Source organism: Agromyces humatus (assembly GCF_021228295.1).
Lineage (GTDB): Bacteria > Actinomycetota > Actinomycetes > Actinomycetales > Microbacteriaceae > Agromyces > Agromyces humatus.
In genome coordinates this window covers 105,474-121,033 of sequence record NZ_JAJQPD010000008.1, presented here as the reverse complement: position 1 = coordinate 121,033, position 15,560 = coordinate 105,474, and the positions used below count along the sequence as shown (strand labels likewise).

The 15,560-nt window shown below is 69.2% G+C and carries 14 protein-coding genes; 7 read left to right on the top strand and 7 right to left on the bottom strand.

Going from position 1 to position 15,560, the window contains the following annotated elements; genetic code table 11:
* Positions 1 to 12 precede the first annotated feature (12 nt).
* The gene (locus LSF15_RS14270) at positions 13 to 942 is read right to left on the bottom strand and encodes a TIGR03560 family F420-dependent LLM class oxidoreductase (protein ID WP_232499221.1); all 930 of its coding nucleotides are present in this window, start codon (positions 940 to 942) and stop codon (positions 13 to 15) included.
* Positions 943 to 1,141: 199 nt separating this feature from the next.
* Positions 1,142 to 1,339, bottom strand: a complete 198-nt coding sequence (locus LSF15_RS14265; RefSeq protein WP_232499220.1) for a CsbD family protein — start codon at positions 1,337 to 1,339, stop codon at positions 1,142 to 1,144.
* A 249-nt stretch (positions 1,340 to 1,588) separates the two neighbouring features.
* On the opposite strand from LSF15_RS14265, the gene LSF15_RS14260 reads away from it, so the two are divergent.
* The gene (locus tag LSF15_RS14260) at positions 1,589 to 2,596 is read left to right on the top strand and encodes an acyltransferase family protein (RefSeq protein WP_232499219.1); all 1,008 of its coding nucleotides are present in this window, start codon (positions 1,589 to 1,591) and stop codon (positions 2,594 to 2,596) included.
* Here the strand turns inward: LSF15_RS14260 and LSF15_RS14255 are convergent.
* Positions 2,583 to 3,491: a DNA-methyltransferase gene (locus LSF15_RS14255; RefSeq protein ID WP_232499218.1), complete on the bottom strand. Its 909-nt coding sequence runs from the start codon at positions 3,489 to 3,491 to the stop codon at positions 2,583 to 2,585. The two genes, LSF15_RS14260 and LSF15_RS14255, sit on opposite strands and share 14 nt — an antisense overlap.
* A gap of 193 nt (positions 3,492 to 3,684) precedes the next feature.
* Between LSF15_RS14255 and LSF15_RS14250 the strand changes: the two genes are divergently transcribed.
* Entirely contained in the window at positions 3,685 to 4,185 is a 501-nt protein-coding gene (locus LSF15_RS14250) for a flavodoxin family protein (protein ID WP_232499217.1), read from the top strand.
* A 100-nt stretch (positions 4,186 to 4,285) separates the two neighbouring features.
* Here the strand turns inward: LSF15_RS14250 and LSF15_RS14245 are convergent, their stop codons facing one another.
* Positions 4,286 to 4,609 (bottom strand): hypothetical protein, encoded by a 324-nt coding sequence (locus LSF15_RS14245; RefSeq protein WP_232499216.1) that lies wholly within the window; start codon positions 4,607 to 4,609, stop codon positions 4,286 to 4,288.
* 148 nt (positions 4,610 to 4,757) lie between these two features.
* Positions 4,758 to 5,807, bottom strand: coding sequence for a lipoate-protein ligase LplAB (gene lplAB / locus LSF15_RS14240; RefSeq protein WP_232499215.1), 1,050 nt, complete (start codon positions 5,805 to 5,807; stop codon positions 4,758 to 4,760).
* Positions 5,808 to 6,106: 299 nt separating this feature from the next.
* Here lplAB and LSF15_RS14235 point away from each other — a divergent pair, with 299 nt between their 5' ends.
* Positions 6,107 to 6,748, top strand: a complete 642-nt coding sequence (locus LSF15_RS14235) for a histidine phosphatase family protein (RefSeq protein ID WP_232499214.1) — start codon at positions 6,107 to 6,109, stop codon at positions 6,746 to 6,748.
* 61 nt (positions 6,749 to 6,809) lie between these two features.
* On the opposite strand, the gene LSF15_RS14230 is transcribed toward LSF15_RS14235, so the two are convergent.
* Positions 6,810 to 7,658 (bottom strand): alpha/beta fold hydrolase, encoded by an 849-nt coding sequence (locus LSF15_RS14230; protein ID WP_232499213.1) that lies wholly within the window; start codon positions 7,656 to 7,658, stop codon positions 6,810 to 6,812.
* A 232-nt stretch (positions 7,659 to 7,890) separates the two neighbouring features.
* Here LSF15_RS14230 and LSF15_RS14225 point away from each other — a divergent pair, with 232 nt between their 5' ends.
* From LSF15_RS14225 to LSF15_RS14215, 3 genes are all read left to right on the top strand, one after another.
* Positions 7,891 to 11,691, top strand: coding sequence for an NPCBM/NEW2 domain-containing protein (locus LSF15_RS14225; protein WP_232499212.1), 3,801 nt, complete (start codon positions 7,891 to 7,893; stop codon positions 11,689 to 11,691).
* Positions 11,692 to 11,823: 132 nt separating this feature from the next.
* Positions 11,824 to 12,246 (top strand): MarR family winged helix-turn-helix transcriptional regulator, encoded by a 423-nt coding sequence (locus tag LSF15_RS14220; RefSeq protein WP_232499211.1) that lies wholly within the window; start codon positions 11,824 to 11,826, stop codon positions 12,244 to 12,246.
* A 5-nt stretch (positions 12,247 to 12,251) separates the two neighbouring features.
* Positions 12,252 to 13,646, top strand: a complete 1,395-nt coding sequence (locus LSF15_RS14215; protein ID WP_232499210.1) for an MFS transporter — start codon at positions 12,252 to 12,254, stop codon at positions 13,644 to 13,646.
* On the opposite strand, the gene LSF15_RS14210 is transcribed toward LSF15_RS14215, so the two are convergent.
* Positions 13,571 to 14,659 carry a fatty acid desaturase family protein gene (locus LSF15_RS14210; RefSeq protein WP_232499209.1) on the bottom strand — a complete coding sequence of 363 codons (1,089 nt, stop codon included), beginning with the start codon at positions 14,657 to 14,659 and terminating at the stop codon, positions 13,571 to 13,573. The two genes, LSF15_RS14215 and LSF15_RS14210, sit on opposite strands and share 76 nt — an antisense overlap.
* Before the next feature lie 179 nt (positions 14,660 to 14,838).
* Here LSF15_RS14210 and LSF15_RS14205 point away from each other — a divergent pair, with 179 nt between their 5' ends.
* Complete coding sequence (locus tag LSF15_RS14205) at positions 14,839 to 15,552, top strand: GAF and ANTAR domain-containing protein (protein ID WP_232499208.1); 714 nt, start codon at positions 14,839 to 14,841, stop codon at positions 15,550 to 15,552.
* Positions 15,553 to 15,560 lie beyond the last annotated feature (8 nt).

The window sequence follows — 15,560 nt, the reverse complement described above, 5'->3', positions numbered from 1 at the left end:
CGTCATGCGCCTCTACCCGACGTGCGGCACGACCTCGCTCGCGAGGAACTCGAGCAGGTCGAGGTCGTCGAAGTCGAGCACCTGCAGGTAGACCGCCTCGACGCCGATCGCAGCGAGCCCGCCGATGCGGTCGATGACCTCCTGCGTGGTTCCGCCGATGCCGGTGCGGCGCAGTTCATCGGGTTCCCGGTCGATGCGCTCGGCTCGGCGGCGGTAGTCGGCCTCGGTCGCGCCCGCCGTTGTCGTGAGCGCCGCCGAGTAGACGAGCGACCCCGGGTCGCGCCCGATCGACTCGGCTGCAATTCGCACCCGTCCGAAGCCGGCCTCGATCACGTCGTTCGAGCGGAACGGCACGTTGTACTCGTGCGCGAAGCGGGCGGCCAACGACGGTGTACGCGCCGGCCCCGCGCCGCCGACGATCACCGGAATCGGCTGCTGCACGGGCTTGGGCAATGCCGGGGCGTCGTGGAGCGTGTAGTGCGATCCCGCGAACGAGTACCGCTCGTCGACGGGTGCCGCCCACAGCCCGGTGACGATCTCGAACTGCTCCTCGAGTATGCCGAACCGCTTGTCGGGGAACGGGATGCCGTATGCCGCATGCTCGGCGGCGAACCATCCGGTGCCGAGCCCGAACTCGATGCGGCCGCCGCTCATCGCGTCGACCTGCGCGACCTGGATCGCGAGCAGCCCCGGGTGCCGGAAGGTGACGCTCGTCACGAGCGTGCCGAGCCGGATCGTCGACGTCTCACGCGCGATCGCACCGAGCGTGACCCATGCGTCGGTCGGGCCGGGCATTCCGTTCCCGCCCATCCCGCCCATCGCGAGGAAGTGGTCACTGCGGAACCAGCCGTCGAATCCGAGCCGCTCGGCGGTCTGCGCCATGGCGAGTTGCTGCTCGAAGGTCGCGCCCTGCTGCGGTTCGGTGAAGATGCGGAATTTCATTCGGCGGGGTCCTTTCGTCGCGCCGCTGCGAACGGCGCGCGACGTCACTCGGAGACAACGCCCGCGACATCCGTGAACCTTCCCCGCATCACTGAGATCGTCACGGGTACCTCTCCACCATCACCGCTCCCAATCCGCGGACGACCGAGGGGCGAGCGGCACATCGCGCTCGCCCCTCGGTCGTTCGGCCAGTGCCCGGTCACTTGTCGCTGAAGGCGTCCTTCACCTTCTTGCCTGCGTCCTTGGCCTCGTCGCCGGCCTGCTTGAGGTCGGCCTTCGTCTCCTCGGCGTGGCCCTCGGCTTCGAGCCGCTCGTTGCCGGTCGCCTTGCCCACACCCTGCTTGGCCTTGCCGACCATCTCTTCGGCCTGGTGCTTCATCTTGTCTCCTGCGCCCATTGCGCTCATCCTCCGCGGTCGCGTGCGGCGTCGGTCTGACGCCGTCCATCAGTCGGCGCCGGGTCTGACGCCGTCCATCTACGCTCGCATCGGCGGGCGGTGCGCTCAAGGGATTGACACGCGCCGGAGAGCATGCCCGCCGGTGGGGTGAATGCGCCTCCTGCACCGTTGCGAAGCGGATTGTAACCCCGCATGCTCACGCCCGGTACCCCGGTGCGGCATCGGGGCACGACGCCTATCCTGTGACCCGTGGTCAAGCACGTTCTGCACCGCGACGCATCGATCGACGTGCTCCGGATCGTCGCGATCGTGGCGATCGTCGTCGGCCACGTCTGGTTCGAACCGCCGGTGCGGCTCGCCACCTATACCTGGCATGTGCCGATCTTCTTCGTGCTGAGCGGCTATCTCGCGTCGAGCCTCGGGTTCGGCGAACTCGTGCGGCGCCGCGGGCAGTCGCTGCTCCTGCCGTATCTCGCGTGGCTCGTGATCATCGCCGCGATCCTCGTCGGGTTCGACGATCCGCTGCGACTCTTGGCCGGCGGTGCGCAGCTGCCACGTGAGCTCAACGCGTTCTGGTTCGTGACCGCGTTCTTCGTGGCGATCGTCGCTGCGGCCGCGATCGAACGGCTCCGGCTCGGCTGGCAGTGGCTGATCGCCGCGGGGTTGCTCACCGCGGCATACCTCACCAGCGAGGTCATCGCCCTCGTGCCGCTCGACGCCGGCGTGGGACTCGCGTGCGTCGTGTTCGTCGTCGCCGGTCGCACGCTGCGGGACATGCAATCCCGCATCGGTCATCCGGCGACGACGGGCGCGGCCATGCTGGCAGTCTCGGCGGCGCTCATCGTGTCGGGGGCATCCGGCCCGCTCGACCTGAAGCACGGCGACTTCGGCACCCCCGTCGTGAGCGTCGTCACCGCGATGCTCATCTCAGGCGGGCTCATCCTCGTCGTCGGGGAGCTGCTGGCGGGCATCGACGGTCGAGCGGGCGAGTTCATCTCGCGGCTCTCGCTCTGCGGGTTCATGGTCGTGCTCACCCACTCGGCGGTGCTGTTCGTCATGCGCGAGGCGGGCGTGCACGAGTGGGGGTCGTTCGGCGTCGCGCTCGTCGGCCCGTGGCTGCTCGCCATGCTGCTGTTGTTCACGCCGCTCTCGCTCGCACTGTGCGGGGTGCCGCGCCGAGCGGTCGCCCCGCGTGCCGCCGAGAAGCCGGCGCCGCACGGCATCGGCCCCCCTCGGCACTCGTTCAGCTCTGACTGACGCCGTCGTCGAACACGACGCCCGCGACATCCGTGAATCTTCCCCGCATCACCGCGATCGCCTCGGGATTCTCGTCGACGAGCACGAACCGCCGCCCGAGCGTCGCGGCGACCGCGCCGGTCGTGCCGCTGCCGGCGAAGAAGTCGAGCACCCAGTCGCCCTCGCGCGTCGAGGCCTGCACGATACGCCGCAGGATGCCCTCAGGCTTCTGCGTCGGGTAGCCCGTCTTCTCACGGCCGGTCGGCGACACGATCGTGTGCCACCACACGTCGGTGGGCAGCTTGCCGAGCTCGGCCTTCTCGGGCGTCACGAGCCCCGGCGCCATGTACGGCTCGCGGTCGACGGCGGTCGAGTCGAACCAGTACGTCGCCGGGTTCTTCACGTACACGAGGATCGTGTCGTGCTTCGTCGGCCACTTGCGCTTCGCCTTGGCGCCGTAGTCGTAGGCCCAGATGAGCTCATTGAGGAAGCACGCGCGGCCGAACAGCGCGTCGAGCAGCACCTTGGCGTAGTGCGCCTCGCGATAGTCGAGGTGCAGGTAGAGCGTGCCGTCGTCAGCCAGCAGCCGCCACGCCTCGGCGAGCCGCGGCTCGAGGAACGCCCAGTAGTCGTCGAACCGGTCGTCGTAGCGCAGCAGGTCGCCGCGGATGCGTTCGTACCGTTTGCCGGCGAACCCCGTGATGGCGGATGACCCGGGCCGCGAGTCATCCGCAGCGGGCTGGTCGCCGGTCGCTGCATCGGAAAGCCGAACGTGCCTCGTCGACTGGCGTGCCTGCGCCCTGCCCGTGTTGAACGGCGGGTCGAGGTAGACGAGCGTGAACCGCCCGTCGGGCAGGGTGGGCAGCACCGCGAGGTTGTCCGCGTGGATGATGCGGTTCGGCTCGTCGTGGGGCACGCGCTCCAGTCTGCCGCACCGACTCGTGGGTTGAGGAGGGAGCGAAGCGACCGTCTCGAAATCGTGTTGCCAGAACGTGGGGTTTCGAGACGGCGCCGGCGCGCCTCCTCAACCCACCCGGGCCGAAAGTCCTTGTCGTGCGCTCAGGCGGGTCCTAGCCTGACGCTGTCGAGCGTGGGAAGGAGACGCGATCATGCGGGCACTGGTGGTATACGAATCGATCTGGGGCAACACCGAGGCGATCGCGAGGGCGGCTGCCGCCAGCGTCGGCGGTGAGGTCGAAGTCGTGTCGGCGACCGATGCTCCTCCGGCGCTTCCCGACGACATCGACCTCGTGCTGGTCGGCGGACCGACGCACGCGTTCTCGATGACGACCCAGAAGACCCGGGAGTCGGCGCGGCAGCAGGGCGCCTCGACCATTCCCGCCCGGGGCATCCGGGAATGGATCGAGCAGTTGGCTCCGCCGTCGCGCGCGGTGCGGGTCGCGACGTTCGACACGCGCACCGTCTCGCCACGCCTGCCCGGCTCGGCCGCGAAGAAGGCGATGAAGCGACTCGTGGCCCTCGGACTCGAACCCGCCGCCAAGCCCGAGACGTTCGGGGTGCATGGCTATGGCGGTCCGCTCGCCGACGGCGAAGAGGCACGGGCGACGGAGTGGGGCGCGTCGCTCGCCGCGGCGGTTTCGGGGCGGTAGCGGAGGGGGCTGCCAGTTCGGCTCCACGTCGTCGAGGCACCGACGTTCTATAGCGGGCTTCGCGAGCGGATGACGCGGGGCGACGCTTCGACTCGGAGGGTCAGCGCCCGACGTCGAGTCGGATCGAGCCCTTGAAACGGTCGGCGCGCGCCGGGACATCCGCCGTCTCGTCGTCGGCGAAGGCGATGCCCTTGTCGCCGTCGCCCGCCACGGGCGCCGGCGTCGGAAGCCGGCTCTGCCGGTCGAGCTCGACCTGCGCCTCGTGCTTGCGGGGCGCGAAGACCTCGTCGCCGATCATCATGACTCCGCCACCGCCGCCACCGCGCTTGGTCTTGTCGGAGAGGTCGATCCAGCGCCGCCGCACCGCTACCCACCCGAAGGCGAGCACGGTGGCGGCGATCAGGAGCCACATCCACCAGTCCACCCGGCGATTGTAGCGGGCGACGCTGCGTGTTCCTGACGCCGACCTCATCGACTGCTGCGCCACTTCGGCTGAGACCGCGCCAGCAAGAGTGGCGCACTGGGCGCCGAAACGGCGCAGCGGGAGCGGTGGTCAGGAAAGGGCGCGGCGCTCAGGGCACGCGCTGCAGCCACTCGCTCGTCGCGAACTTCGACTCGACGAGGGACTCGGCCTCTGCCAGCTCGTCGACGGTGACGGTGCCGGGCGTGGCGCCGTACAACGACGTGAACGTCTGCTTCAGGCTCTCGATGATCGCCGCGCGGCTCAGCCCGGTCTGCGACCGCAGGGGGTCGACGCGCTTGGCCGCCGAGGCGATGCCCTTGTCGCTGATCTTCTCGCGGCCGATGCGCAGCACCTCGAGCATCTTCTCGTTGTCGAGGTCGTACGCCATCGTGACGTGGTGCAGCACGGCGCCCGAGCCGAGCCGCTTCTGCGCGGCACCGCCGATCTTGCCGGTCGGGCTCGCGATGTCGTTGAGGGGCTGGTAGGTCGCCGCGATGCCGATGGCGCGCAGGCCCTGCAGCACCCAGTCGTCGAGGAACGCGTAGGAGTCGGCGAAGCTCATGCCCTGCACGAGTTCGGCCGGCACGTAGAGCGAGTAGGTGACGACGTTGCCGCGCTCCATCATCATCGCGCCGCCGCCCGAGATGCGCCGCACGACGTCGAAGCCGTACTTCTCAGCCCCCTCGGGGTCGACCTCGTTCTTCACCGACTGGAAGCTGCCGATGACCACGGCCGACTCGTCCCACTCCCAGAACCGCAGCGTGGGCTTGCGCCGGCCCTCGCCCACGCGGGTGGCGAGCACCTCGTCGAGCGCGAGGTGCAGGCGCGGCGGCACGGCCGGGTCGTGCACGATCTCCCATTCGTAATCGGCCCAGCTCGTGGCATCCGTCATCGCACGTCGCACCGCGACCGCGACCGCCTCAGCCGAGAACCCGAGCATCACGGCGTCGGGGCGAAGCCCAGCTGTTATCGCCGCGGCGATCTGCTTCGCATCGGATGCCGCAGCCAGGCCATCGAGCGCGGCGTTGAGGTCGCCCAGCGCCTCGTCGGGCTCGAGGAAGAAGTCGCCCGCGACGCGCGGATCTCGGATGACGCCGTCGACCACGTCGAAGTCGACCACCACGAGCTTGCCGCCGGGAACCTTGTACTCACCGTGCATGGGGTACAGCCTACGGATCGCGCCGTTCGAGTGGGTTCAGGAGCGACGAAGGCGGTGGGTCGAGGAGGCGCGCTGGCGCCGTCTCGAGACCAGCGACCGCCGCCCCGATGACGAGTCCGCGCATCGCGAACGCCACCAGATGCACCCGGAACGACCGCACCCGCCGGAGCGCCACGCCGAGGAGCCAAGCCGCAGGGCCGCCGCTTAAAACCTACGCACTCGCGCCCGTTCATCACGCGGTTTCGAGACGGTCGCTCCGCTCCCTCCTCAACCTGCGGCTTCCTGCGTACGCTTGCGGCATGACGACGTTCTTCCTTGCGCGCCACGGCGAGACGATCTGGCACGCCGAGCACCGCTACGCGGGCAACTCCGACGTCGCGCTCACGCGCCACGGCCTCGGGCAGGCCGCCGCGCTCGGCGCCTGGGCGGCCGATGCGCACCTCGACGCGATCGTGGCGTCCCCGCTCAGCCGTGCACGGCGGTCGGCGGCACCGGCAATCGAGACGACGGGCCTCGAGCTGCGTCTCGACGACCGTCTCGTCGAGATCGACTTCGGCGACGCCGAGGGGCTCACGCCCGACGAGATCGCCGAACGCTTCCCCGCCGAATGGACCGCGTTCTGCGAGGCGCCCGCGTCGAACCCGTTGCCGGGCGGCGAGGCCGGCCGGACCGGCATCGCTCGCGCCCTGCCGGTGCTCGACGAGCTGGTCGCCGAGTTCCCCGACGGCAGGGTGCTCATCGTGGCGCACGCGACCCTCATCAGGCTGATGTTCTGCGAGCTCGCGGGCATGGACCCCGACGGCTACCGCGACCTGCTGCCCGTGCTCGGCAACTGCAATCTGACGACGATCGTCTATCCGTGGGCGACCGAGTCGCGCGCCGCCCACCACCCGCGCATCCGTCTGCTCGGGTTCGACGTGCCGGCGTCGCGGGCAGGCTGAGTCGCCCACGCAGCCCCCGGGGAGGTCTCGATACGTTCCTGCGTCGCTCCTCGACCGACGGTCAGTCGACCGCGAAACGCTCGTCGAGCCAGCGGATCAGGTCGCCGCGCACCTCTTCGCGGTTCGTCTCGTTGAACAACTCATGCCTGGCACCGTCGTAGACGATGAGCGTCGCGTCGACGAGGTTCGCCCGCCGGATGTAGTCCTTCAGGAGCGCCCTCGAGCCGCGCACGCCCCCGACGACGTCCTCTGAGCCGACCATGATGAGCAGCGGGAGCTCGCTGGGAATCCGCTTCGACGGCCGTCTGATGAGCGTGAACGACTGCGGCCAGCCGAACAGCTGTTGCAGCGTGCGGCTCGTCGTGTATGGATCGGCCATGAACGCTTCGGGAACGGCCGTGTCACGGCTGATCCAGTCCATCGGGGTGCCACCCGGCCTGGCGAAGCGCTTGTTGAGGTCTCCGATGTTCGTGTAGCCGAGCTGCAGCCACGAGGTGCCGGTGAGCACGACGGCGTCGTAGCGATCAGGATGCCGGTTGACGATGTGCTGCGCCATGAACGACCCCCACGAGTGTGCGAGCATGACCAGCGGAACCTCGTCACCCTCGGCGTCGCGGATGACCTCGCCGAAGCGCTCGAGGCCGGAGATCGCCGCGCGCATTCCGCCGGGGCCCGGCCGACCCATGCGCGTGAGGTCGCCGCCGTGCTGCTCGAAGCCCGTCTGCCCGTGACCGCGGTGATCGTCGGCCCATACCGAGTACCCGGCCGTGTTGAGCGCCTCGATGAGCTCGCCGTATCGGCCGATGTGGTCGCCGATGCCGTGGGCGAGCTGCACCACGGCCGTCGGGTCGGGCACGCGCCACGACCGGTAGTGGATTCGGACTCCGTAGTCGTCGGTGAACGTGGGCATGCGGACATTGTGGCAGTCGCGACATCCGTTCGCGCTCACGCGACGCGCTCCGAGGTGCACCCGAGGCGCGCTGGAGACCTTGACGCCGGAATTGCCCGACCGTCGGCGGTCGGCCCGGATTCGTCATTCAATTCGTTGATTCCCCTTGACGGGGATGATTCACAAATGATCTTATTTGAACGTTTCGCAGTGTTTCAACCATATTCACTCACAACTACGAATGCGAGCAACGATGCTTCCACCCCGAACACGCGTCGCCGGGCGACCCCGGCGCGCCACCGCACTCGGTCTCGCGGCGATCGTCGCGATGACCGGCATGAGCTCCGTCGCCCTCGCCGTCGGATCGACCCCCGAACCGGCCGCCGCGGCGACGGAACCCACGCCCATCACGCCGAAGAAGGTGATCCCCGAGGTGCCCGTCGACGAGACGGGTGAGACGCTCGGCGCCATCGTCGACGTCGAGCAGGACGGCGCGAGCGTCACGCTCGGGGCCGAGCACGGCGCGCTGCGGGCGACCTTCCTCGACGAGCGCACGCTCCGCCTCGAGGCCACGCCGACCGGCGAGTTCACCGATCCGGCGAACACCCCGCAGGGCGACCCCGCACGCACCGCGAACATCGTCGTGGGCACCGGCGACTTCGACGGGACATCCGTCGATGTGAACGACGGCGACACCATCGCGATCGCGACCTCGGCGGTCACGCTCGAGGTCGACCGCGCCTCGGGTGCCGCCACCCTGAAGCGCAGCGACGGCTCAGTGGTCTGGTCGGAATCCGCGCCGCTGACCTTCGGCGACCGCTCGACCACCCAGCACCTCGACGAGTTCGACGGCGAGCAGTTCCTCGGCGGCGGCATGCAGAACGGCCGCTCGGTGCACACCGGGGCGACCATCAACGTCGCACGCAACTTCGACTGGGACGACGAGGGCTACCCGAACGCGGTGCCCTACTACATGTCGTCCAACGGCTACGGTGTGCTGCGCAACACCTTCGCCGCGGGCAGCTACGACTTCGCGGCGCACACGACGACGCACGCCGAGCAGCGCTTCGACGCCTACTACTTCGTCGGCTCGTACACGAAGGCGCTCGACGGCTACACGAAGCTCACCGGCCGGCCGATGATGCCGCCGGTCTATGCGCTCGAGTACGGTGACGCCGACTGCTACAACCGTTCGAGCCCGACGTACTCGGGTTCGAAGGACCCGGCGAAGCTGCGAACCCCGCAGGCGCTCGAGATCGCGAAGGGCTTCGTCGAGCACGACATGCCCGCAGGTTGGATGCTCGTCAACGACGGCTACGGCTGCGAGTACCAGGAGCTGCCTGAGACGGTCGACGCGATCGAGGCCGAGACCGGCCTGAAGACCGGGCTCTGGACGCAGCGCTCGCTCACCGAACAGGAGTACGAGGTCGGTGAGGCCGGCATTCGCCTGCGCAAGCTCGACGTGGCCTGGGTCGGCTCGGGCTACCGCCTCGCGCTCACCGGCTGCGAGGCCGCCTACAACGGCATCGAGCAGTACTCCGACGCCCGTGGCACCTCGCTCATGGTCGAGGGCTGGGCCGGCTCGCAACGCTGCGGCATGCAGTGGACGGGCGATCACTCGGGCAACCTCGACGCCGTGCGCTGGCAGGTCTCGGCGCTCACCGGCGCCGGAAACTCGGGCCTGCCGTTCACCACGGGTGATGTCGACGGCATCTTCGGCGGTTCGGCCGAGAGCTACGTGCGCGACCTGCAGTGGAAGGCGTTCGCCCCCGCGCTGTACTCGATGAGCGGCTGGGCCAGCACCGACAAGCGTCCGTGGCTGTACGGGGAGCAGGCGACCGCGATCAACCGCGACTACCTGCAGCTGCGCCAGCAGCTCATGCCCTACATCTACTCGCTCGCGGCAGAATCGCACCGCAGCGGCCTGCCGATGATGCGGTCGATCGCGCTCGAGTACCCGAAGGACCCGGGCGCGTACAGCGTCGAGGCCAACAACGAGTTCCTGCTCGGAAGCGACTACCTCGTCGCCCCCGTGTTCACGAAGACCGCGGTGCGCAACGGCATCTACCTGCCGGCCGGCGACCAGTGGGTCGACTACTGGACGGGCAAGGTGCACGAGGGCGGGCAGGTGCTGAACGGCCACCCCGCTCCGCTCGAGCGCCTGCCGATCTTCGTGCGCGCCGGCGCACTGGTGCCGCAAGGCATCGTCGCCCGCAACGCCTCGCTCGTTCCCGAGGACTCGCCGATCACGCTCTCGGTGTACCCGCAGGGCGAGAGCGAGTTCGCACTCTACGAGGACGACAAGGTCACCCGCGCCTACGCCGACGGCGCCTCGAGCACGCAGGACTTCTCGGTCACGGCACCCGCCGCGGGCAAGAAGGGCACCGTGACCGTCGAGATCGGGGCACGCGATGGCGAGTACGCGGGCAAGGCGGACGCCCGTCCGTACGTCATCGAGGCGCACACCGGCTCGGCTCCGGCGAACGTGACGATCGACGACGTCAGGTTGGGCGAGCACGGGTCGATGGCCGAACTCGAGGCCGCGGCATCCGGCTGGTTCTACGACGCCGACGACGCCGGCGGTGTCGTCGCCGTCAAGCTCGAGCCGATCGCCTCGGGCGAGCGTGCCGAGGTCGTGCTGGCCGCCACGAGCAGCGTGGGCGGCAAGGACGCCGATGCCTCCGCGGCATCGGTCGCCGTCGAGCTCGCCGATCGCATCTTCCAGGGCGAGCAGACCACGGTGGCCGCCGCGTTCCGGAACACCGGCACCAAGGCCAAGGACGGCGTCGTGCTGACGCCCGTCGCGCCCGAGGGTTGGACCCTCGTCTCGTCGGCCGGCGACCGGGTCGGCACGGTGAAGGCGGGCGGCTCGGCGAGCGCCGAGTTCGTCTTCGAGGTGACGGATGCCGCTGCAGCGGACCTGCAGACCGTGACGGTCGAGGCGGCCTTCACCTCGCAGGGCGACCCGAACACGGTGTCGGGAGCGAACCAGCTGTACGTCGCGTACGGCTCGCTGGCAGGCGCGTTCAACGCCGACTCGGTCACCGAGATCGCAACGGCGAAGGCCGGGAACTTCGACGGCGGCGGTGCCACGTTCTCGGCCGAGGCGCTCGCCCGCGCCGGGGTCACCCCCGGTTCGACGGTCACCGTCGGCACCGGCGACGCGGCGATCGAGTACACCTGGCCGGCCCCCTCGGGCGCGGCCGACTCGGTCGCACCCGCGGGGCAGACGGTCGCGCTCTCGGGGCAGGGAACCCACCTCGCCCTGCTCGCCTCGGCGGCCACGGGCGGCGGGGTGAACCCCGAGCTCGAGCTCCACTACACCGACGGCACCGTCTCGAAGCAGAGCGTGTACTTCCCGAACTGGCTGCTGCAAGCCTCGGGGCTCGGCGGCTCGAGCGTCGCGATCACCTCGCTCGGGCGCAACAGCGCGACGAACCCCGCGGTGTACGAGTACCCCACGGGCAGGTACCAGGTGTACTCGAACATGGTGCGCTTGAACCCGGCGAAGGAGCTCGCGTACGTCGTGCTGCCGACCGAGTCGCGGCTCAAGATCTTCGACTGGAAGGTCGTCGACCAGCCGCTGCCGACGCCGCCGAGCGGCACGGTGTTCGCCTCGGAGCTGCCGTGGCTGAGCGCCACGAACGGCTGGGGGGTCATCGGCAAGAACGTGGCGAACAAGGACGCCGCGAACTCGCCCGACCTGCCGCTCGCGATCAACTACACCGACCCCGCTACGGGTGAGCGGCCGACGTACGAGAAGGGTCTCGGCGTGCACGCACTGTCGAAGATCACCTACTACGTGGGCGGGGCGTGCAGCGCCTTCACCGCGGACGTGGGACTCGAGGCCGGCTTCGCCGGCAACGTGATCTTCAAGGTCGACGCCGACGGGGTCAACCGCTACCAGTCGCGCACGTTCACACCCGGGTTCGCACCCGAGTCTCTGGACGTCGACCTCAGCGGGGCGCAGTACGTCGACCTGATCGTCGAGGCGCCGGGCAGCATCAACGGCGCCCACGGCGTGTGGGGTGACGCGAAGTTCGTCTGCGACTGAGGCTCGTCTGCGACTGAGGCATCCTGCCTCCGAGGGGTCCGCGCGACGCGCGGGCCCCTCGTCGTGTCATCAGAGCGCGACGGCGCCAGACCAATTTTACTTAGCCACGCTAATGAGCTACACTAATTAGCCATGGCAACCATCGCAGAGCAAAGCACCGAGCTGCGTTTGGCGACCTTTCGACTGGCCCGCCGAATGCGTGCGCAGAAGGCCGACGAGGCGCTCAGCGATGCCCAGTTCGCGGTGCTCGGCGCGCTCTACCGCGGCGGCACGCAGACCCTTACACAGCTCGCCGAGCGCGAGAAGGTGTCGGCGCCGTCGATGAACCGCACCGTCAACTGCCTCGAAGAGACCGGCTACATCGAGCGCACCGCCGACGAGGTCGACCGCCGCAAGACCAACATCACCCTGAACGACGCTGGCCTCGCCCTCGTCAAGGCCACCATCTCGCAGCGAGACGCATGGCTCACCACCCGCCTGCGCGACCTCTCGAAAGAAGACCGCGCCGTACTCGCCCGCGCCGCAGAACTGATCGGAGGACTCGCCACCCAGTGAGTGCCATGTTCCGTTCCCTCGCCCACCGCAACTACCGCATCTGGTTCATTGGCGCCCTCGTCTCGAACGTGGGCGCCTGGATGCAGGCCACGGCCCAGAACTGGGTCGTCCTCACCGAACTCACCGACAACGACGCCTTCGCCGTGGGCATCACCATGGCCCTGCAGTTCGCCCCGCAGCTGCTTCTCGTGCCCATCACCGGCCTTCTCGCCGACCGCTTCGAGCGCCGCAAGATCCTGATGTTCACCCAGTCGGCCCTCATGCTCCTCGGACTCGGCCTGGGCCTGCTGCTCATCCTCGGCCACGCCGAGCTCTGGCACCTCTACGCGTTCGCCCTCGCGCTCGGCATCGTCAACGCCGTCGACATGCCCGCGCGGCAGACCTTCGTCTCCGACCTGGTCTCGAGCTCGAACATGTCGAACGCGGTCGCGCTGAACTCGGCGTCGTTCAACTCCGCCCGCCTCATCGGCCCCGCCGTCGCCGGCGTCCTCATCGTGCTGGTGGGCTCTGGCTGGGTGTTCGTCATCAACGCCGTCTCGTTCCTCGCGGTGCTCGGCGCCCTCGCCATGCTGCGCGGCGGGCGACTGAAGCCGGTGGTTCGAGCGACCGGCTCAGAGAGGCCCGTGGCCCAGTTCATCGCGGGCTTCCGCTACGTGCTGACGCGACCCGACCTCATGATCGTGTTCGTCATCGTGTTCCTGATCGGTGCGTTCGGCATGAACTTCCCGATCTTCTCGTCGACGATGGCGGTCGAGTTCGGGCGCGGTGCGGGCGAATACGGGCTGCTCTCGTCGATCCTCGCGATCGGCTCGCTCACGGGTGCGCTGCTCGCCGCCCGCCGTGAGCGCGCCCGCATCCGCATCGTCATCCTGGCCACCGCGTTCTTCGGTGTCGCCACGCTGATCGCGGCGCTCATGCCCACGTTCTGGACGTTCGCGGCCTCGACGATCCTCATCGGCCTCGGCGCCGTCACGATTCTCACCACCGCCAACGGCTACGTGCAGACGACGACCGATCCCGCGCTGCGGGGCCGCGTCATGGCCCTGTACATGGCGATCCTCGTCGGCGGAACACCCGTCGGCGCACCCATCGTCGGCGCGGTCGCCGACGGCCTGGGCCCGCGGTGGGCACTCGGCGTCGCGGCGGTCGCGGCCGCGGTCGCGGCCCTCATCGGGCTGGGCTGGCTGGTGTTCTCACGGGGAATGCGTGTGGCGAGGCATCCGCAGTCTGCATGGCGACCCGTCGTTCGATTCGCGGATGCCCCGACCGCGGCGCTCTCCGCGATCGAGACGCAGTCCGTTGCGGCGGTGGGGCGTCCGGCCAATCAGATCGTCTGCCGCGCCGCCACGAGCGGGCACTCGAACGGATCCCGTTCGCCGAGCCCCACGCGGTTGATGTAGCGCAGCACGATGCCGTACGACTCGAACAGTCCGGCCTGCACGTAGGGCACGTCGTGCTCGCGCAAGTAGCCCGAGATGATCGGCGCGGCACGGCGAAGGTGCGGGCGCGGCATCGACGGGAAGAGGTGGTGCTCGACCTGGTAGTTGAGTCCGCCCATGGCGGTGTCGATCCAGCGGTTGCCGCGGATGTTGCGGCTCATCATCGCCTGGCGCCTGAGGAAGTCGAGCTTCAGCGTCGGCGGCACGAGGGGCATGCCCTTGTGGTTCGGCGCGAACGAGGCACCCATGTAGAACCCGAAGAGTCCGAGTTGCACGCCGAGGAAGGCAGCCGCCACACCCGGCGACAGCACGAGGAACACGAGGGCGAGGTATCCGACGACTCGAATCATCAGAAAGGTGATCTCGACCCACCGCCGCTTCACGGGCTCCTTGGCGAAGACCCGGTGCACGCTCGACGCGTGGAGCGAGAGCCCCTCGAGCAACAGGACCGGGAAGAAGAAGACGCCCTGATGGGCGACGAGCCACCCCGTCAGCGCGTTGCGCCGGCGCGAGGCCTGCTCGGGCGTGAACGAGATGACCGGCAGCTCGATGTCGGGATCGGCGCCGATCTTGTTGGGATTGGCGTGGTGGCGCGTGTGCTTGTGCTGCCACCACCCGTAGCTCATGCCCACGAAGAGGTTGCCCACGACGAGGCACGTCCAGTCGTTCCAGACGCCCGACCTGAAGATCTGGCGGTGCGCGGCGTCATGCCCCAGGAATGCCGTCTGGGTGAACAGCACCGCGAACCCCACGGCGACGACCAGCTGCCACCAGCTGTCGCCGATCCAGATGAAGGCGGCGATCGCAACGGCATACGCGACCGGCACGGCGACGAGCTTGGTCCAGTAGTACCCGTAGCGGCGTCTCATGAGTCCCGACGCCTGAATGAGCCGGGCGAGTTCGGTGAACTCGCTGTTGCCCGGATGGCCGGCGGATGACGCTGAAGCGGCGTGGGTGCGGATGATGGCGGACATCCTCGGTTCCTTCGTCTGGGTCGCGTGCGACGACGCGACGGAAACAGATTCAGGTGACCGAGGTCCAGGGCTACCTACGTCAAGGCTACGCTCGCCGAAACGGCCCGACAAGACTCCGCGCGCGGTTCACAGCGTGCCCGAAGCTGGCGCTGTCGGCGACCCGTTTTTACAATGAGCACATGAACGACGCGACCCGGGAGAGTCGACTCGTGGAGACGTTCGTGACGCTCGCCGACACGCTGGTCGAGGGCTACGACGTGATCGACCTCCTGCACACCCTCGTCGAGCGATGCAGGGACCTGCTCGACGCGGCCGATGCCGGCATCATCCTCGCCGATCCGCGCGGAGCGCTCGCGGTGGCAGCAGCGACGAGTGCGCGCAGCGAGCGACTCGGCGCGGTGCAGCTGTCGATCGGTGCGGGGCCGTGCATCGACGCCTACACGTCCGGCGCGGTCGTCTCGGCAGCCGATCGCACCGAGATCGGCGACCGGTGGCCGACGCTCGCGGAAGCGGCATCCGACGCCGGCTACGAATCGGTGCACGCGATCCCCATGCGATTGCGGGATTCGACGATCGGTTCGCTCAACCTGTTCGGAACCTCGCGTGGTCGCCTGAACGACGACGACGCGCTGGTCGCCCGCGCGCTCGCCGACGTCGCGACCATCAGCATCCTGCACGAGCGCGCCGTGCGCGAGGGCGACGTCGTGCGCGCGCAGCTGCAGCACGCGCTCGACAGCCGGGTGCTCATCGAGCAGGCGAAGGGGATCGTGGCGCAGACCCGCGGCATCGACGTCGACGAGGCGTTCGGCCTCATCCGCCAGCGAGCGCGCGACAGCGGCACCCGGCTCGTCGAACTCGCGCGCGGAATCACCGAGCGCGTCGTCGAGCCGTGAAGCGGGTT